Origin of the sequence: Faecalibacterium butyricigenerans, assembly GCF_020687345.1 — a bacterium.
GTDB lineage: Bacteria > Bacillota > Clostridia > Oscillospirales > Ruminococcaceae > Faecalibacterium > Faecalibacterium butyricigenerans.
Window position 1 is genome coordinate 1 of the sequence record NZ_JAJEQL010000027.1, and the last position, 16,830, is coordinate 16,830.

20 protein-coding genes and 1 pseudogene are annotated in these 16,830 nt (G+C 54.4%); 17 read left to right on the forward strand and 4 right to left on the reverse strand.

Going from position 1 to position 16,830, the window contains the following annotated elements:
• Together LKD23_RS09715 and LKD23_RS09720 are read left to right on the forward strand one after the other, a co-directional pair.
• A pseudogene (locus tag LKD23_RS09715) lies at positions 1-204 on the forward strand (hypothetical protein); the annotation flags it as partial.
• Positions 205-389: 185 nt separating this feature from the next.
• Complete coding sequence (locus LKD23_RS09720; protein ID WP_097781594.1) at positions 390-725, forward strand: hypothetical protein; 336 nt, start codon at positions 390-392, stop codon at positions 723-725.
• Between the two features lie 250 nt (positions 726-975).
• Here LKD23_RS09720 and LKD23_RS09725 read toward each other — a convergent pair whose 3' ends face one another.
• The 4 genes from LKD23_RS09725 to LKD23_RS09740 all read right to left on the reverse strand — a co-directional run bounded on the left by LKD23_RS09725 (position 976) and on the right by LKD23_RS09740 (position 3,635).
• On the reverse strand, positions 976-1,473 hold the full coding sequence (locus LKD23_RS09725; protein WP_227621479.1) for a YolD-like family protein: 498 nt from the start codon (positions 1,471-1,473) through the stop codon (positions 976-978).
• Positions 1,454-2,959: a Y-family DNA polymerase gene (locus LKD23_RS09730; RefSeq protein WP_227621480.1), complete on the reverse strand. Its 1,506-nt coding sequence runs from the start codon at positions 2,957-2,959 to the stop codon at positions 1,454-1,456. The genes LKD23_RS09725 and LKD23_RS09730 overlap by 20 nt, the downstream gene beginning before the upstream one ends.
• 163 nt (positions 2,960-3,122) lie before the next feature.
• Positions 3,123-3,377 (reverse strand): DUF3387 domain-containing protein, encoded by a 255-nt coding sequence (locus LKD23_RS09735; RefSeq protein ID WP_227621481.1) that lies wholly within the window; start codon positions 3,375-3,377, stop codon positions 3,123-3,125.
• Positions 3,378-3,428: 51 nt separating this feature from the next.
• Complete coding sequence (locus LKD23_RS09740) at positions 3,429-3,635, reverse strand: DUF6219 family protein (RefSeq protein ID WP_082210884.1); 207 nt, start codon at positions 3,633-3,635, stop codon at positions 3,429-3,431.
• 274 nt (positions 3,636-3,909) lie between these two features.
• Between LKD23_RS09740 and LKD23_RS13010 the strand changes: the two genes are divergently transcribed.
• The 15 genes from LKD23_RS13010 to LKD23_RS09810 all read left to right on the forward strand — a co-directional run bounded on the left by LKD23_RS13010 (position 3,910) and on the right by LKD23_RS09810 (position 16,827).
• Complete coding sequence (locus LKD23_RS13010; RefSeq protein ID WP_349138476.1) at positions 3,910-4,203, forward strand: DUF134 domain-containing protein; 294 nt, start codon at positions 3,910-3,912, stop codon at positions 4,201-4,203.
• Positions 4,204-4,287: 84 nt separating this feature from the next.
• On the forward strand, positions 4,288-4,689 hold the full coding sequence (locus LKD23_RS13015; RefSeq protein WP_112090687.1) for a NifB/NifX family molybdenum-iron cluster-binding protein: 402 nt from the start codon (positions 4,288-4,290) through the stop codon (positions 4,687-4,689).
• Position 4,690: 1 nt separating this feature from the next.
• The gene (locus LKD23_RS09750; RefSeq protein WP_227621482.1) at positions 4,691-5,347 is read left to right on the forward strand and encodes a Crp/Fnr family transcriptional regulator; all 657 of its coding nucleotides are present in this window, start codon (positions 4,691-4,693) and stop codon (positions 5,345-5,347) included.
• Positions 5,348-5,426: 79 nt separating this feature from the next.
• A complete protein-coding gene (gene rbr, locus LKD23_RS09755; RefSeq protein ID WP_158394941.1) occupies positions 5,427-5,969 on the forward strand; it encodes a rubrerythrin in 543 nt (180 codons plus the stop codon).
• 21 nt (positions 5,970-5,990) lie between these two features.
• Entirely contained in the window at positions 5,991-6,365 is a 375-nt protein-coding gene (locus LKD23_RS09760) for a desulfoferrodoxin family protein (protein ID WP_158403883.1), read from the forward strand.
• Positions 6,353-6,685 (forward strand): ferredoxin-thioredoxin reductase catalytic domain-containing protein, encoded by a 333-nt coding sequence (locus tag LKD23_RS09765; protein ID WP_349138475.1) that lies wholly within the window; start codon positions 6,353-6,355, stop codon positions 6,683-6,685. The genes LKD23_RS09760 and LKD23_RS09765 overlap by 13 nt, the downstream gene beginning before the upstream one ends.
• Positions 6,686-6,703: 18 nt before the next feature.
• Complete coding sequence (locus LKD23_RS09770) at positions 6,704-6,907, forward strand: 4Fe-4S binding protein (RefSeq protein ID WP_227621483.1); 204 nt, start codon at positions 6,704-6,706, stop codon at positions 6,905-6,907.
• Entirely contained in the window at positions 6,904-7,479 is a 576-nt protein-coding gene (locus LKD23_RS09775; protein WP_227621484.1) for a 4Fe-4S binding protein, read from the forward strand. Before LKD23_RS09770 ends, LKD23_RS09775 begins: the two co-directional genes overlap by 4 nt.
• A gap of 28 nt (positions 7,480-7,507) precedes the next feature.
• The gene (gene trxA / locus LKD23_RS09780; protein ID WP_156060469.1) at positions 7,508-7,828 is read left to right on the forward strand and encodes a thioredoxin; all 321 of its coding nucleotides are present in this window, start codon (positions 7,508-7,510) and stop codon (positions 7,826-7,828) included.
• Positions 7,825-9,519, forward strand: a complete 1,695-nt coding sequence (locus tag LKD23_RS09785; RefSeq protein ID WP_227621485.1) for an FAD-dependent oxidoreductase — start codon at positions 7,825-7,827, stop codon at positions 9,517-9,519. Before trxA ends, LKD23_RS09785 begins: the two co-directional genes overlap by 4 nt.
• Positions 9,516-10,187, forward strand: a complete 672-nt coding sequence (locus LKD23_RS09790; RefSeq protein ID WP_227621486.1) for a GTP pyrophosphokinase — start codon at positions 9,516-9,518, stop codon at positions 10,185-10,187. Before LKD23_RS09785 ends, LKD23_RS09790 begins: the two co-directional genes overlap by 4 nt.
• Before the next feature lie 355 nt (positions 10,188-10,542).
• Positions 10,543-10,974, forward strand: coding sequence for an RrF2 family transcriptional regulator (locus tag LKD23_RS09795; protein ID WP_015553424.1), 432 nt, complete (start codon positions 10,543-10,545; stop codon positions 10,972-10,974).
• A gap of 22 nt (positions 10,975-10,996) precedes the next feature.
• On the forward strand, positions 10,997-12,910 hold the full coding sequence (locus LKD23_RS09800) for an acyl-CoA dehydrogenase family protein (protein ID WP_112146297.1): 1,914 nt from the start codon (positions 10,997-10,999) through the stop codon (positions 12,908-12,910).
• Between the two features lie 23 nt (positions 12,911-12,933).
• Positions 12,934-14,145 (forward strand): FprA family A-type flavoprotein, encoded by a 1,212-nt coding sequence (locus tag LKD23_RS09805; protein ID WP_227621487.1) that lies wholly within the window; start codon positions 12,934-12,936, stop codon positions 14,143-14,145.
• Between the two features lie 165 nt (positions 14,146-14,310).
• Positions 14,311-16,827 carry a ribonucleoside-diphosphate reductase subunit alpha gene (locus LKD23_RS09810; protein WP_227621488.1) on the forward strand — a complete coding sequence of 839 codons (2,517 nt, stop codon included), beginning with the start codon at positions 14,311-14,313 and terminating at the stop codon, positions 16,825-16,827.
• Positions 16,828-16,830: the final 3 nt, after the last annotated feature.

The window sequence follows — 16,830 nt, forward strand, 5'->3', positions numbered from 1 at the left end:
ATTCTCCATACAGTTTCTATCCCTCAACTGGCTAGAACAATCCCACTTAAAGGTTTGAATCTCAGTTTAGAAAAATATAGAATGCCGGATGGTGTAATAATAGAGGTTGAGAGTTCGTCACATTATTTGGGGTCATTTAGTGAGAAAAATGATTCTTCCACAAATTGGATAGAAAAGATCATGGAGGGTGTCGATATTCACTAGATGGATTCTCAAGAAGCATATGCACGAAAGTTCTGCACGCGATAAGTATCTTGCCATTATGAAGCCCTACCTTCTGATGTGGCACAGTAGCAGTTGAAAACAGCTCAGGTTACCTATTGCAATTCTGACTATTTGGAATATACTTGTAAGTATCAAATTATTTCACTGTATGGGAGGAAATTATTATGGCAAGACCCAAGGGAAGCAAGAATAAGACCCGTATTGTAAATGCCAACGTTGATTATGCAGCCGTCGTTGCAGAAAAGACCGCCGAAAAGGAAAAAATCGAATCTGAGGTTGCTGCACTGACTGCAAATCTCGATGATCTGAAGACGCAGCTGAAAGCCAAGAAAGCAGAATTGAAAGCCGCCACCAAGGAACTTACCAAAGCCGAAAACAAAAAAGCTGCCGTCGAAGCAAAGGCAGCAGAAGAAGCAAAGAAAGGCGAAGCAGAAGATGTGCTGAAGAAGCTGCTTGCCAGCGGTATGACGGCTGAAGAAATCCTTGCAAAGCTCCAGTAATGCAATATGAGGGGCAAGTAAACATATCTGCCCAAACTGCGGGCGCAAGATGAAACAGCAGTTCACAGGGCTGTTCCATTGCAAGTGTGGGACAAGCTGGCGGCGTGATATAGGATTTTTTGAACGTACTCCAGATATGGTGTTCTCACTGGAACGCAAAAAAGTCGGAAATAAAATCAAACAGCTCCCGGCGATACAGCATAAGTAAGCAAGACCACCAGCCGTTTCCGGCTGGTGGTCTTTTTTGTGCTTAATCCTCTGTAATGCCGAGATATTGGTCAATCTCCATGATGCTTTCCCCACTGATCTCAACCAGATCTTCAAAGGGAACTACGGTTTCGCCCACCTGCAAGGTGCGGAACACCGGGTCGATGCGGTCCGCTTTTCTGGTCAGCGTGATGTAGTTGCCCACTGCGGGAATCTCCGGGTGGGCGGTATCCTCTTTGAAATACCGCACCGTGATGGTCATGCTCTTGGTGACCTGCATCAGCCGATCGGACAGAGCCGACATTTCTTCCTCAGTCAGAATGCGCTTGGGCACACGCTCGGTGCGCTGCTTTTCTGCGGCAAGCTGCTCGTCATAGCCCCGCAGCGGAGAGAAGGGCGAGAAGATTTTGGCACGGTTCTGAAGGGTCATGCGGGGGTGCTTGCGGAGGGATTCTCCGGTCTGAGGGCGTTCCATCTCTAGGATGTCCCCGTACTTTTGGGCGGTCTCCCGCCCGATCTTGCTATTTTTGTAGTTTTCCATCCGAACCTCCTGCGCTGTGACCGCCGATCTGTGCGTTGCGCTGGCGCATAGTGGCACCTTCCTCATAGCTGTTGGCTTTCAGCACGGCGTTTTTGCCGTACTTGTTCTTGATGCCAAGCATGGCTTGCTGGAGTTTTTTCTCCTTTTCCAGCTTCTTGGTGTCGGTGAAAAAGTCCACCTGATAGATGCCCTCGTCCGGCGTGACCTTGTTGGCGTTGATAGTAATGCGCCGCACCGTCAGCGCCGGGTCGGTGATGCGCTCAAACAGCTTTGCGCTTTCGTTGATGAGGGTACTGCCCAGATTGGTAGGGGCATCAAACCGGACGGTGCCGTGTGCCGCCTTGGGGATGATTCTGCCGTAGCGGTCGGTCTGGGTCAGACCACGATAGCCGCCCTTGTCCACGTTCTCCCGGTCATAGCCCACCTCCAAGGTGATGGATTCCGCCACCAGCTTCTTTTCCGTGAGCCGGAACATCAGAATCTCCGCCATCTCCCGGACAATGAGTTTTGCTTTATCATACGGGTAAGGAGTGGATAGTACCTGCCCCTCGCTGATGCTGTTGGTGCTGGGCTTGTAGCTTTTGATCTGCTCCATGCCACAGGGTTCGTAGCCCCATGCGTGGTCGATGAGAATTTCTGCATCCACGCCGAAAATCTCATACAGACGATCCTCTCCATGGATGGAGAACCGTGCCAAGTCCCCCATGGTGTAGATGCCATGAGCTTCCAGCCGCTTAACGGTTCCGGGACCGGTCATCCAGAAATCCGTCAGGGGTCTGTGGTTCCACAGCAGATACCGATAGGACTGCTCATCCAGTTCCGCAATGCGGACACCATCTTTGTCTGCCGGGATGTGCTTTGCCACAATGTCCATGGCCAGCTTTGCAAGGTAGAGGTTAGTGCCGATGCCTGCCGTTGCGGTGATGCCGGTGTTGTACAGCACCTCCCGCACCATGGTCATGGCAAGTTCATGGGCGCTCATGTGATAATAAGGCAGATAGCCCGTCACATCAATGAAAACCTCGTCGATGGAGTAGGGGTAAATGTCTGCCGGGGACACATATTTGAGGTAGGTCTTGTAGATCTGGGTGGACACATCCAGATACCGCTGCATCCGGGGCGGCGCAACAATATAGCTCAGCCCCAGCGCCGGGTCTGCGTTCAGGGCATTGGCATCAAAAGAGGTGCTGGCAAAGTGGTACTTGCCATCTTCTCCCCGGACTGCCTTTTGCTGACGGATGGCAGTTTGCAGCCGCTGAGCGTTGACCTCTTTCACCCGCTGAACGGCTTCAAACAGCCGTGCTCTGCCGGGTATCTTGTAGGCTTTTAAGGACGGCGACACCGCAAGGCAGATGGTCTTTTCGGTGCGGGAGGCGTCCGCCACCACCAGATTGGTGGTCAGGGGGTCCAGATGGCGGTCTACGCACTCCACCGAGGCATAGAAACTTTTCAGGTCGATTGCCAGATAGGTGCGCTGTGCTGCCATACTTCAGGCCTCCTTTGCAAATTAAACAACTATTTATCTTATTATAATAAATCTTTACGCTGTTTTCAAGAGAAAACACAACAATTGTTAGCGATGCAAAAAAATACAGCTATATTTCAGTGTGAAGCCTGAATATAGCTGTATTTTTTTCTTTATGGATGATTTAATTGTTCTCCTCAAAGTTCTCGACCTGCTCCATGACCTTTTTGAAAACTTCGGGGCTGTACTGTGGAGGATAGCCGTTTTTACAAGGCAGATCTTGATCTCCAGCTTCAACTGATTGCGGACGTTCTGATTGTTCAGCCAGCAAACGAAGATTTGGTGTCGATAATCTCTTTGACCTTTTGCGCCAGAGCCTTGCACTTGTCGTTGATGACAGCACCATCAACCTCTTTATCGGTTCCGTATTCAAAATCATACTGGTCCCGCAGGGCAAGGAGAATAAAGATAAAGAAAGGAAATTTTTTGTTTAACTATTCTCACTATTATTAGATTTAGTGATTTTTTTCTTCTTTGGAGAAACCAGTTTGTGACCGGAATAAATGGACATGCCCATACAAAGCAATGAAGAATAGGCAAAGTATTTATGCGCAGTCATAGATTTTTTGATTCCAGAATAAATGCATCCCAACATACAGAAAAGTGCGCCTAAGGACCAGTATTTATGTGATTTCATGATTTGATACCTCCTTTGATTTAACTGATTCAATTATAATGTTTTTTTACGAAAATGCAAGCATTACCGGGAACGCTTGCAGGTGGATGCTGTGACTGCCGCTACGGTCATGATCGGTGGGCATTACGAACAAGGCTCACATGTAGCATTCGACTCCGAATATCAGCCGGCACACATATGAGGACGGAAAATGTAGCAGCTTTTGAAAAATTGTTTTTTTCTGCTCAAAGTGCTATAATCGGAATATACCGAATACAAAGGTAGGAAAGCTCCCATGCCAAGACCGCCACGGTGCCGTCGAATTTGTGGCGTACCACAGGTCGATACATTCTGTCCCAACGGGTGCGGGAATACCGAGCCGATCCTGCTGACGCTGGACGAATACGAGGTCATTCGGCTGGTTGACTTGGAGCAGCAAACCCACGAGCAGTGTGCCGCTCAAATGGACATTTCCCGCTCTACCGTGCAGGAGATTTACGAAAGCGCACGGAGCAAGATCGCAGCGTATCTTGTCCACGGGAAACCGCTGCACATCACCGGGGGAAACTACCGCATCTGCGGAGGATAGGAGGCAGCTCACTGCGGCCGTTGCTGCCGGATGCAGAGAGCCAACATGGAAAAATCAGGCAAAACTTGCAAAGGAGATTCCATTATGAAAATTGCAGTTGCCTATGAAAACGGTCAAATCTTTCAGCATTTCGGTCACACCGAGCAGTTCAAGCTTTATGAAGCTGTGGACGGCAAAATCACTCATGCGAAAGTCGTTGACACCAACGGCAGTGGTCACGGCGCACTGGCAGGCTTCCTGATGCAGCACGGTGTGGACACTTTGGTTTGCGGAGGCATCGGTGGAGGTGCGCAGGCAGCACTCGCCGAAGCGGGTATCAAGCTCTACGGCGGTGTCAGTGGGGACGCTGATGCGGCGGTGAGTGCATTGCTCAACGGAAGTTTGGGCTACGATCCCAATGTTCACTGTGACCACCATGACCATGAGCACGGCGAGGCTGGTCACTCCTGCGGTGACCACGGCTGCGGCAAGCATAGCTGCCATTGATATGGAACGCACACTGACACAACTTCCGTTCTGGTCATCCTTGACCGAACGCGAAATGGACACACTACGCCGAAGTGCCTTTGTCCGTCATTATAAAAAAGGTGCGTTCGTTCACAGCAGCGACAATGAATGTCTCGGAATGCTGTTTATTCTTTCCGGCGAGATCCGCACCTATCTTCTCTCTGATGAGGGGCGGGAGGTAACGCTGTTCCGCCTGTATCCGGGCGAACTATGCGTGCTTTCCGCCTCCTGCGTGATCAGTCAGATCACCTTTGATACGCAAATGACTGCCGGAATGGATACGGACGTTCTGATTATCCCTGCAAATGTCATTGCTGCACTCAAGGAGAAAAATCTCCATGTCCGCTGTTTTCTCTATGAACTGGCAACGAAACGGTTTTCTGATGTGATGTGGGCGATGCAGCAGATCATGTTCAAGGGGCTGGATCGGCGGCTGGCAGAATTTCTCTTTGCCGAAGCGGAACGTACCGGCTCCGACACGATACGTATGACCCATGAGCAGATCGCCCAGCACATCAGCTCGGCACGGGAGGCAGTGGCACGGATGCTCAAAAGCTTCTCGGAGGACGGACTGGTGGAGCTGAAGCGTGGTGCAATCACGCTGCGGGATAAGAACAGACTAAATCGTCTAAAATAAAAAGGAATGTGACTTCGTCACGGAATAAAATCATAGATTTGCTACAATAAAAGCAGAAAAACAGGACGGAGTATCCACCATGAAAGAAACGAAATACGCAGGAACTCAAACCGAAAAAAACCTGATGGCTGCCTTTGCCGGTGAGTCCGAGGCACGCAACAAGTACACCTATTTTGCATCCAAGGCCAAGAAGGAAGGCTTTGAGCAGATCGCGGCACTGTTCCTCAAAACCGCTGATAATGAGAAGGAACACGCCAAGCTGTGGTTCAAAGAACTGAACGGCATTGGCGACACCGCAGAAAACCTTCTCTCCGCCGCTGAGGGTGAGAACTACGAGTGGACGGATATGTACGACGGCTTTGCCAAAACAGCCGATGAGGAAGGTTTCCATGCGCTGGCCCAGCGTTTCCGCCTGGTCGCCGCCATTGAAAAGCACCACGAGGAGCGCTACCGTGCCCTGCTGCACAATGTGGAGATGGCGGAGGTCTTTGCCAAGAGCGAGGTCAAGGTGTGGGAGTGCCGCAACTGCGGTCACATCGTCGTGGGCGAGAAGGCCCCGGAGGTTTGCCCCACCTGCAACCATCCCCAGAGCTATTTTGAAATTCACGCAGAAAACTATTAAAGAAAGAAAAGGAGAATTATCATGGAGCAGAAGTTTTACATTTGCAAGCATTGCGGTAACATCATTGCCAAAGTTAAGGACGCAGGCGTCCCTGTTGTCTGCTGCGGCAAGCCGATGAGCGAGATTGTTCCCGGCACCACCGATGCCGCCGTGGAGAAGCACGTCCCTGTCTGGACAGTGGAAAACGGCATCGTCCATGTCAAGGTCGGCTCCGTGGAGCACCCCATGCTGCCGGAGCACTACATCGAATGGGTATCTCTCCAGACCAAGCAGGGCAATCAGCGTAAGGAACTGCATCCCGGCGAAAAGCCGGAGGTCTGCTTCGCTCTCTGCGAGGGCGATGAGGTCGAGGCGGTCTACGCCTACTGCAACCTCCACAGTCTGTGGAAAGCGTAATTCACCTTCTTAAAATCCGGTGCTCAAAAAGCACCGGATTTTTTTATCAATGTAACCTCGTCACAGAAAAAGACTTTGTCCTGCGGTATGATAAAGCCACAATCAAGAAAGAGCTGGCGAACATGAAAATCAAGCTCAATCCCGATCAGGAGATTGTCAGCACCATCAGAAAAGGACTCAAGCGCACCGGCGGGTACTGTCCCTGCCGCAGGGAGCGCACAGAGGCAACCAAATGTATGTGCCAGGAGTTCAAGAATCCAATTGCAGATCCGGGCTTCGAGGGGGTCTGCCACTGTATGCTCTATTACAAATCCTTGTAGGATTAAGGGAGGAAAGCTATGCTGTCAAAGAAACTGGCTGCCATAGATAAGACGCGGTGCGTCGCCTGCGGTGTGTGCGAAAAAACCTGTCCACTGGGGGCCGTCAAGGTGTGCCGCGGCTGCTACGCCGCCGTGGAGGCGGAACGCTGCGTAGGCTGCGGCAAGTGCGCAAAGCTTTGTCCCGTCGGCTGCATTGAGGTGAAAGTGAGGGCTGACGCATGAAAGCAAAGCATTGGTACGATTACCTGTGGGTATATGCCATCATCTATTTTGCACTGGGCTTTTTCAATATCCTGTTCGCGTGGCTGGGTATGATCGATTTTCTTCTGCCGCTGCTTTTAGCCATCTTTGGCGGGAACAAATTCTTTTGCAACCACCTCTGCGGACGGGGGCAACTGTTCAGCAAGCTGGGGACAGACCTTAAATGCTCCCGCTGCAAGCCCACGCCCCGCTGGATGTCCTCCAAGTGGTTCCGTTATGCCTTTTTGCTCTTTTTCCTGACGATGTTCGGCAACATGGTGTTCCAGACCTATCTGGTCGCTGCGGGTGCTGCGTCCCTGCGGGAGGCCATTAAGCTGTTCTGGACATTCCGTGTACCGTGGAGCTGGACTTATACAGCCGGTACGGTCACTGACTGGGTAGCGCAGTTCAGCTTTGGCTTTTATAGCCTCATGCTGACCTCTCTGCTGCTGGGTCTGATCGTTATGGTGCTCTACAAGCCCCGCACATGGTGTGCGTTTTGTCCGATGGGAACCATGACGCAGGGCATTTGCAAGCTGAAAAACAAAGAATAAACAAAGATAACAGAACGGAGCCTTTCTCATGGCTGAACTGAAAATTACCGCTGCGAATTTTGAAAATGAGGTACTGCATTCCGACAAGCCCGTCCTGCTGGATTTCTATGCGGACTGGTGCGGACCGTGCAAAATGCTCTCTCCCGTACTGCATGAGCTTGCCGAAGAAAAAAGCGGTACGCTCAAGGTGGGCAAGGTCAACGTGGACGAGCAGATGGAGCTGGCAATGCGTTTTCAAGTATCCAGTATCCCGATGCTGGTCGTATTCAAGGATGGAAAGGCCGTTGCCAAATCGGTCGGCTATCGGCCTAAGTCGGAGATTGCCGCAATGGTGGAGGGCGTGAAATGAAGGTCGTAATTGTAGGCGGCGTGGCGGGCGGTGCTTCTGCTGCTGCCCGCATCCGCCGTTTGGATGAACACGCGCAGATCATCATGATCGAGCGCAGCGGCTATGTGTCCTATGCCAACTGCGGCCTGCCGTATTATGTGGGTGGTGTGATCAAGGAGCAAGAAGAACTGACTCTGCAAACTCCGGAGAGCTTTTGGGATCGCTTTCGCATTGATGTGAGGGTACGGCAGGAAGTAACTGCGATCAATCCCGCAGAGAAAACCGTCACTGTCCGCACACTGGACAGCGGGAAGATCTATACGGAAACCTATGACAAACTGCTCCTCGCACCCGGCGCAAAGCCGACGGTTCCTGCGCTTTCCGGCGTCAGCAGTGAGCGTGTTTTCACGCTGCGCACCGTGGAGGATACCCTCCGCATCAGGCACTTTGTAGAGGATCAGAAGCCGAAAAACGCTGTTTTGGCTGGCGGCGGCTTTATCGGTCTGGAAATGGCGGAAAACCTTACAGAAATGGGCGTTTCCGTCACCATCGTTCAGCGACCCAATCAGCTATTAGCACCACTGGATGCGGACATGGCGAGCTTTGTCCATGCGGAAATGCGCAGACACGGCGTGACTCTCCGGTTGGGTGAAACCGTCACCGGATTCCGACAGGACGGAGATTCCGTGCTGACGCTGCTGGAGGAAAGTGAGCCGCTGCGCTCCGACATGGTGCTGTTGGCCATCGGCGTCACGCCGGACACCCATCTGGCAAAAGAGGCCGGACTTGAGTTGGGCATCCGGGGCAGCATCGCTGTCAACGAGCGGATGGAAACCTCCGTGCCGGATATCTATGCTGTGGGCGATGCCGTAGAGGTCACCCATTTTGTAACCGGGCAGAAAGCGTTGATTTCGCTGGCGGGACCCGCCAACAAGCAGGGACGCATTGCCGCTGACAATATCTGTGGCGGCAATAGCCACTTTCACGGCTCTCAGAGCTCGTCTGTTCTGAAACTGTTCGGCTTGACAGCGGCCTCCTCGGGGATCAATGAAAAAGCGGCGCAGGCAGCAGAAATCGCTTACGACAAAGTCGTGCTTTTCCCGGCATCCCACGCTGCCTATTACCCCGGCGCACAGTCTATGGCAATGAAGGTACTGTATGAAAAGGAAAGCCTGCGGCTGCTGGGTGCGCAGATCGTTGGCGGCGAGGGCGTGGACAAGCGTATTGATGTACTGGCAACGGCCATTCGCGCAAAAATGAAAGCTTTGGAACTGACGGAACTTGACCTTTCCTATGCGCCGCCCTATTCCTCTGCCAAGGATCCGGTCAATATGGCCGGTTTTATGATCGAGGATTTGGAGAGCGGGAAAGTGCAGCAGTTCCATTGGAATGATGTTGAGGACTTGCCCTGCGATGGCAGTGCGACGTTGCTGGACGTCCGCACGGAAGGCGAATATCGGCGTGGGCACTTGAATGGATTCCGCAATATTCCACTGGACGATCTGCGGGAGCACTTGGACGAGTTAGAGCGGGACAAGCCTATCTATGTGAATTGCCAGACTGGGCTTCGCAGTTATCTGGCCTGTCGGCTTTTGACGCAGTATGGTTTCAGCTGTTCCCATCTCTCCGGCGGATACAGTTTTTATCAGGTCGTAACACAAGAGCAGCAGACAGCGCGGAGCGCCTATCCCTGCGGAATGGAGAAACTATGAGTGAAAATTTATTTGGCTTGACGGTTGCGGCAGATAAAGGCTTAGATGATCTGCAGTGCCAGCGCCTTTTAAGCGAAAATCGCAGGTATCAGGAAGTCATGCTGCAATACCGATGTGCGCTGAAAGCACTGGAAAGCAGGTTGGAAATTCTAAACGAAGAGTTTTCATTGCAGCATGATCGCAATCCGATAGAAAGTATGAAAAGTCGCTTGAAGTCGCCGTCCAGCATTATGAATAAGATGCAGAAGCGCGGACTTTCTCTGGATTTTCCGACCATGCAGGCAAATATCATGGATATTGCCGGTGTGCGGGTGATCTGCTCTTTCGAGGAGGATGTGTTCTTTTTGGCAAAGTGCTTAAAAGATCAGTCTGACATTGAAATCATCACGGAGAAAGATTATATTTCACACCCTAAGCCAAATGGCTATCGCAGTCTGCACCTGACGATCCAGCTGCCGGTATTCTTTGCGGAAAAAGAGATCCATGTGCCAGTGGAGATACAACTCCGTACAATCGCTATGGACTTCTGGGCAAGCCTTGAGCATACCATCCGCTACAAGAAAAACTTGCCGATAAATGCTGAAGTCGAAACTGAATTGAAAGAGTGCGCCGATTCCAGCAGAGAATGGGACAGAAAAATGGAACATCTACTGCACATCTTAACATAGTGCGTCGGATATAAAATGAAAAGCACGCACTTTATTGCTTGTTTCGGTTGGATGGCTTAGGCTTGTCAGGGATCGCCTCATCCGCCTTGGATGGGCGACCCCTGCGAGCCCCAACCAATTCCTCCGCTTTCTGGTTTTCAGGCATAGTCTTTTCTGCTTTTGGCGGACTGCCACGGCACAGCTTTTTCGGCTTCTATAATTGTAAGGAACATGGCTTTTCGCTGAATTGAAAGCGAAGCTGACCCGGTCTGGGGCGGTCTGTAATAAAGCGATATTTTTTTTGAAACTATCTTGACAAATTTTATCAAGATTGATATTATGGTATTAACAAGCAAGCGAAAAGAGGATGTGGAGCATGATCATCACCAAAGAGACGGACTACGCGCTGCGCATTTTGCGGGTGCTGCTGGACGGGGAGAAGCATTCGGTGGCCGAGATGTCGGAAACGGAATTGATCCCCAATCAGTTTGCCTACCAGATTCTGCGCAAGCTCTCCGCCGGCAATTTGGTGCGGGTGAGCCGCGGCGCTCTCGGCGGCTGCGCGCTGTCCTGCGATCTGGACGCGACCTCCCTCTACGATCTCATGGGGGTCGTGGGGGAGCGGGGCATCCTGTGCGCCTGCATGGAGCCGGGATATGAATGCCGCTGGCAGGACAAGCATGGGCGGTGCGCCATCCACTGTCAGCTGGCGGCCTTGCAGCAAAAGCAGGACGAGGCGTTCCGTGCCGTGAGCCTGCGCAGGCTGCTGACCGGCGGATCCGATCCCCAAGATACAAGCAAGCTGTAAAATTTTAAAAGGAGGTACCCGTATGCTGTTTCAAACCACGTCGGCGCACGAAGAGCTGCGCGCGAAGATCCGGAGTTTTGCGGAGGAGGAGATCAAGCCCCTCGCATTTTTAATGGATCAGAACAATGAGTTTCCCGAGGAGGCTGTCAAGAAGCTGGGTAAGCTGGGCTGGATGGGCATTCCCTACCCCAAGGAGTACGGCGGTGCCGGTCTTGATGCTCTGAGCTACGCCATCGCGGTGGAGGAGCTGGCCCGTGTGGACGGCGGCACGGGCGTAATCCTCTCCGCCCACGTCTCCCTCGGCTCATGGCCCATTTTCGCCTATGGCACCGAGGAGCAGAAGAAGAAATATCTGGTTCCGCTGGCCAAGGGCGAGAAGATCGGCGCCTTCGGCCTTACGGAGACCAACGCCGGATCCGACGCCGGCGGCACGGAGACCACGGCGCTGGATAAGGGGGACTACTACCTCCTCAACGGCGGCAAGATCTTCATTACCAACGCCCCTAAGGCGGACACCTATGTGGTTTTCGCCGTCACCACGCCGGACATCGGCACCCGGGGCATCTCCGCTTTCATCGTGGAGAAGGGCTGGAAGGGCTTTGAGTTCGGCGACCACTATGACAAGATGGGTATTCGCTCCTCCTCCACGGCGGAGCTGATCTTCAACGACGTGAAGGTTCCCAAGGAAAACCTATTGGGCAAGGAGGGCGAGGGCTTCAAGATTGCCATGTCCACGCTGGACGGCGGACGCATCGGCATCGCCGCGCAGGCGCTGGGCATCGCCCAGGGCGCGTTTGAGCACGCGTTGAGCTATTCCAAGGAGCGCGTCCAGTTCGGCAAGCCCATCGCGGCCCAGCAGAGCATCGCCTTCAAGCTGGCGGATATGGCAACCAAGCTGCGCTGCGCCCGGTTCCTCATCTACTCCGCGGCGGAGCTGAAGGAGCAGCACGCGCCTTACGGCATGGAGTCCGCCATGGCGAAGATGTACGCCTCGGACATCGCGCTGGAGGTCACCAACGATGCCTTGCAGATCCACGGCGGCAGCGGCTACCTCAAGGGCATGGAGGTGGAACGGGCCTACCGCGACGCCAAGATCACCACCCTCTACGAGGGCACTAATGAGATCCAGCGGGTGGTCATCGCCTCTCATCTGTTGGGCAGGCTGGGCAAGAGCTCCGGCGGCGAGAGCCGTTCGGCGGCCAAGAAACCCGCGCCCATCACCGGCATTCGCAAAAAGACCATCTTCCGGGAGGGGGATGCTGCCCAGCAGGTGGCCGACCTTGTGGCGGCGCTGAAGAAGGATGGTCACGACTTCTCCGTGGGCATCCCTATGGATACGCCTATCCCGCAGGCGGAGCGGGTGGTCTCCGCGGGCAAGGGCATCGGGGAGAAAAAGAACATGAAACTGGTAGAGTCGCTGGCCAAGGCCGCCGGCGCGGCCATCGGTTCTTCCCGCCCTGTGGCGGAGACTCTCAAATATCTGCCGCTGAACCGCTATGTGGGTATGTCCGGTCAGAAGTTCACCGGCAATCTGTACATCGCCTGCGGCATCTCCGGCGCATCCCAGCACCTTAAGGGCATCAAGGACGCCTCCACCATCGTGGCCATCAATAAGAACGGTAACGCGCCTATCTTCAAGAACTGCGACTACGGCATCGTGGGCGATGTGGAGGAGATCCTGCCCCTGCTCACTGCCGCGCTGGATAGCGGCGAAAAGCTGCCCGCGCCGCCCATGGTAAAGATGAAGCGGCCCACGCCGCCGAAGCCCGCCCCCATCGGCGACCGCTACGTCTGCAGCGGCTGCGGCTACGAGTATGTGCCGGAGTTGGGCGACGAGGACGGCGAGATCGCGCCCGGTACGCTCTTTGAGCAGCTTCCCGCCGAGTGGGTGTGTCCCGAGTGCGCGGAGACGAAGGATCAATTTGTAAAGGCTTGAGGCCGTGAAGGAGGCAAGATAAGATGTATTGCGTGCGTAAAGTAACGAACGACCTCTACTGGGTGGGCGCCAACGACCATCGCCTGGCCCTGTTTGAAAACTGCTTTCCCATTCCCCGGGGCGTAACCTACAACGCCTACTGCCTGCTGGATGAAAAAACGGTGCTCTTTGACACGGTGGACTGGTCTGCCTGCCGCCAGCTTTTGGAAAATCTGGCGTATGTGCTGGATGGCCGCGAGCTGGACTACCTGCTGGTCAACCATCTGGAGCCGGATCACGCCGCCTGCATCGAGGAGATCCTGCTGCGCCATCCCAAGGTGAAACTGATCTCCAACGAGAAGGCATTCATGCTCATGCGGCAGTTCGGCTTCCATGTGGACGGACATGAGTGCATCGAGGTGAAGGAGGGCGATACCTTCTCCTTCGGCAAGCACACCGTCACCTTTGTGGGCGCGCCTATGGTTCACTGGCCGGAGGCCATGGTGACCCTCGACGTCACCGACGGCGTCCTCTTTTCCGCCGACGCCTTCGGCACCTTCGGCGCGCTGGACGGCAAGCTGTTCGCCGACGAGGTGGACTTCGAGCGGGACTGGCTGGACGACGCCCGCCGCTACCTCACCAACATCGTGGGCAAGTACGGCCCCCACATCCAGCTCCTGCTGAAAAAGGCCGGCGGCGTTTTGGATCAGATCAAGTACATCTGCCCGCTCCACGGCCCCGTGTGGCGCAAGAATCTGGGCTGGTTCATCGAAAAGTACGACACATGGAGCCGCTATGCCCCTGAAACCCAGGGCGTGCTCATCGTCTACGCCTCTATGTATGGCAACACGGAGAACGCGGCGCAGGCGCTGGCAACCTCGCTCTGCGATAAGGGCATGAGCAAGGTGGCGATGTACGATGTGTCCTCCACTCATGTCTCCCAGCTGATCTCCGAGGCGTTTAAGTACAGTCACATTGTCCTGGCCTCTGTGACCTACAACCTCGGCATCTACCCCGCCATGCATGACTTCCTCATGGATATGAAGGCACTGAATCTGCAAAACCGCACCTTTGCCATCATTGAAAACGGCTCATGGGCGGTGAAGTCCGGTGACCTCATGCAGAAATTCGTCAACAATGAGCTTAAGAACATGACGGTGCTCAACGAGCGGCTCAGCCTCGCCTCGTCCATGGGCACGGACAAGCGCACCGAGCTGGAAGCACTGGCGGACGCCATTCTGGAATCTATGAAGTAACTGGCAGGAAAGCCAAAACCAAGACAACAGACAACAAACAGCTCCGCCGCGTCGGCTGCAGAAAAACCGGCTTTCAAAAACAGAGCGGGCAAGCGTGATACTGCGCTTGCCCGCTCTTTGCCCAAAAGGACATGAGAAGTGACCGGAGAAGATGAGAGGATCGAAATGGAGATCAGAAAACGAAACGGGGAGTCTGTTCCCTTTCAACAGGAGAAAATTTTCAACGCCATGAAAAAGGCGTTTGACGGACAGGGCAAGGAGATCGGGAGCAGAGAGATGGATGAGATCCTCGCCACCGTTCTCAACAATCTCTCCGTCACAGTGCCGCTCACCGTAGAACGTGTGCAGGACGAGGTGGAGCGAACGCTCATGGAGCGCGGACACTATGAGGTGGCCAAGGCGTACATCCTCTACCGCGAAAAGCGGTCTGCGCTGCGCCGTGTCCGGCATACCATCGCGCGGACGGTGGGGGATGACTCGCTTGACGAGGTGCTGCGCCGCATCCAGATGGATTTTACCGAGGAAGTCTACTCCCTCGCGGCGCTTCAAATGAAGTTTGAGAGTTTCTGTCGCCTGGGCATGACGGAGGATGAGCGGGCTGAGGCACTGACCAAGGCGGCGGTAGAGCTGACTACGGCAGAGGCACCCAAGTGGGAGTTCATCGCGGCGCGGCTTCTGAACCACTCCTTTCGCTGTCGCAACGCACAGGAATGGGAGGGGCGCGGCGTCGGCGACCTCTATGGCAAGCTTCGCTATCTGACGGATAAGGGACTCTACGGTGACTATATCCTTGCCCACTATACCCACGAGGAGATTGCCATGGCGGAGGACTTTCTCTGCCCGGAACGGGACGAGCTGTTCACCTACTCCGGCCTTGACCTGCTGCTCAAACGCTATGTGATCCAGTCACGCAGCCGCGTGCCGCTGGAAACACCGCAGGAGATGTTTTTGGGTATCGCACTGCATCTTGCTATGAACGAAGGCTCTGACCGCATGGGGTGGGTAAAACGCTTTTACGATATGCTCAGCCGTATGGAGGTCACGATGGCGACACCTACCATGTCCAACGCACGAAAGCCCTACCATCAGCTTTCAAGCTGCTTTGTGGACACTGTGCCGGACAGTCTGGACGGCATCTACCGCTCGCTGGACAACTTCGCAAAGGTCTCTAAATTCGGCGGTGGAATGGGGATGTACTTCGGTAAGGTGCGCGCTGCAGGCAGCACCATCCGCGGCTTTCAAGGGGCGGCGGGCGGTGTTATCCGCTGGATTCGGCTGGTCAACGACACCGCCGTGGCGGTGGATCAGTTGGGGATGCGGCAGGGCGCTGTGGCGGTTTACTTAGACGCATGGCACCGGGATCTGCCGGAATTCCTTCAACTGCGCACCAACAACGGCGACGACCGCATGAAGGCACATGATGTGTTTCCCGCCGTGTGCTATCCGGATCTCTTCTGGCGACTGGCGGAGGAGAACATAGACGCGCCGTGGCATCTCATGTGTCCGCATGAGATCCTCACGGTCAAGGGCTACGCACTGGAGGATTACTGGGGTACAGAATGGGAGAAGCGGTATCTGGACTGCGTCAATGACCCGCGCATCGAAAAGCGCAGCGTCACCGTCAAGGACATCGTGCGGCTGGTGCTTCGCTCGGCAGTGGAGACCGGCACACCCTTCGCTTTCAATCGCGACAGTGTAAATCATATGAACCCAAACGGCCACACGGGAATGATCTATTGCTCCAATCTCTGTACGGAGATCGCGCAGAACATGGCACCCATCGAGCACATCAGCACTGAGGTGCACACGGAGAACGGCGACACAATTGTGGTGACGGCCACACGCCCAGGTGAGTTTGTGGTCTGCAACCTGGCGAGTCTGTCTCTCGGTAATCTGCCGGTGGAGGACGAGGCCTATATGGAACGCACGGTGGAAACGGCCATCCGCGCACTGGATAATGTGATCGACCTCAACTTCTACCCGTTGGAATACGCGCGGCTTACCAATCAGAAGTACCGCAGCATCGGCCTGGGCGTCAGCGGCTACCACCACATGCTGGCAAAGCGCGGCATCCGCTGGGAGAGCGATGAGCACCTTGCCTTCACCGACGCAGTGTTCGAGCTCATCAACTACGCCGCCGTCAAGGCGGACACAGCACTGGCACGGGAAAGGGGTCGTTACGCGCTCTTTGAGGGCAGCGACTGGCAGACTGGCGCGTATTTTGAAAAGCGGGGTTATACCTCCGAAAAGTGGCGGGCGCTTGCGAAAACGGTGGCGGTGCAGGGAATGCGCAACGCCTATCTGCTGGCGGTCGCACCGACCTCCAGCACATCTATCCTCTCCGGCACGTCGGCGGGCATAGATCCAATTATGAAGAAATTCTTTTTAGAGGAAAAAAAGGGCAGCATGCTGCCCCGCGTTGCTCCGGAGCTTTCCATGGATACATGGTGGTGCTATAAGGCGGCGCATCTGATCGACCAAAGCTGGTCGGTACGCGCCGCGGGCCTTCGCCAGAGACATATTGACCAGGCGCAGAGCATGAATCTCTATATCACCAACGACTATTCCATGCGTCAGGTGCTTAGACTGTATTTGGAGGCGTGGAGGGCCGGCGTCAAGACCATTTACTATGTCCGCAGCAAGGCCCTTGAGGTCGAGGCCTGCGAAAGCTGCTCGTCATAAGGA

Coding starts and splice junctions, on each gene's coding strand:
- LKD23_RS09720 (WP_097781594.1), top strand. CDS start 390: ATGGCAAGACCCAAGGGAAGCAAGAATAAGACCCGTATTGTAAATGCC.
- LKD23_RS09725 (WP_227621479.1), bottom strand. CDS start 1,473: ATGGAAAACTACAAAAATAGCAAGATCGGGCGGGAGACCGCCCAAAAG.
- LKD23_RS09730 (WP_227621480.1), bottom strand. CDS start 2,959: ATGGCAGCACAGCGCACCTATCTGGCAATCGACCTGAAAAGTTTCTAT.
- LKD23_RS09735 (WP_227621481.1), bottom strand. CDS start 3,377: ATGATTTTGAATACGGAACCGATAAAGAGGTTGATGGTGCTGTCATCA.
- LKD23_RS09740 (WP_082210884.1), bottom strand. CDS start 3,635: ATGAAATCACATAAATACTGGTCCTTAGGCGCACTTTTCTGTATGTTG.
- LKD23_RS13010 (WP_349138476.1), top strand. CDS start 3,910: ATGCCAAGACCGCCACGGTGCCGTCGAATTTGTGGCGTACCACAGGTC.
- LKD23_RS13015 (WP_112090687.1), top strand. CDS start 4,288: ATGAAAATTGCAGTTGCCTATGAAAACGGTCAAATCTTTCAGCATTTC.
- LKD23_RS09750 (WP_227621482.1), top strand. CDS start 4,691: ATGGAACGCACACTGACACAACTTCCGTTCTGGTCATCCTTGACCGAA.
- rbr (WP_158394941.1), top strand. CDS start 5,427: ATGAAAGAAACGAAATACGCAGGAACTCAAACCGAAAAAAACCTGATG.
- LKD23_RS09760 (WP_158403883.1), top strand. CDS start 5,991: ATGGAGCAGAAGTTTTACATTTGCAAGCATTGCGGTAACATCATTGCC.
- LKD23_RS09770 (WP_227621483.1), top strand. CDS start 6,704: ATGCTGTCAAAGAAACTGGCTGCCATAGATAAGACGCGGTGCGTCGCC.
- LKD23_RS09775 (WP_227621484.1), top strand. CDS start 6,904: ATGAAAGCAAAGCATTGGTACGATTACCTGTGGGTATATGCCATCATC.
- trxA (WP_156060469.1), top strand. CDS start 7,508: ATGGCTGAACTGAAAATTACCGCTGCGAATTTTGAAAATGAGGTACTG.
- LKD23_RS09785 (WP_227621485.1), top strand. CDS start 7,825: ATGAAGGTCGTAATTGTAGGCGGCGTGGCGGGCGGTGCTTCTGCTGCT.
- LKD23_RS09790 (WP_227621486.1), top strand. CDS start 9,516: ATGAGTGAAAATTTATTTGGCTTGACGGTTGCGGCAGATAAAGGCTTA.
- LKD23_RS09795 (WP_015553424.1), top strand. CDS start 10,543: ATGATCATCACCAAAGAGACGGACTACGCGCTGCGCATTTTGCGGGTG.
- LKD23_RS09800 (WP_112146297.1), top strand. CDS start 10,997: ATGCTGTTTCAAACCACGTCGGCGCACGAAGAGCTGCGCGCGAAGATC.
- LKD23_RS09805 (WP_227621487.1), top strand. CDS start 12,934: ATGTATTGCGTGCGTAAAGTAACGAACGACCTCTACTGGGTGGGCGCC.
- LKD23_RS09810 (WP_227621488.1), top strand. CDS start 14,311: ATGGAGATCAGAAAACGAAACGGGGAGTCTGTTCCCTTTCAACAGGAG.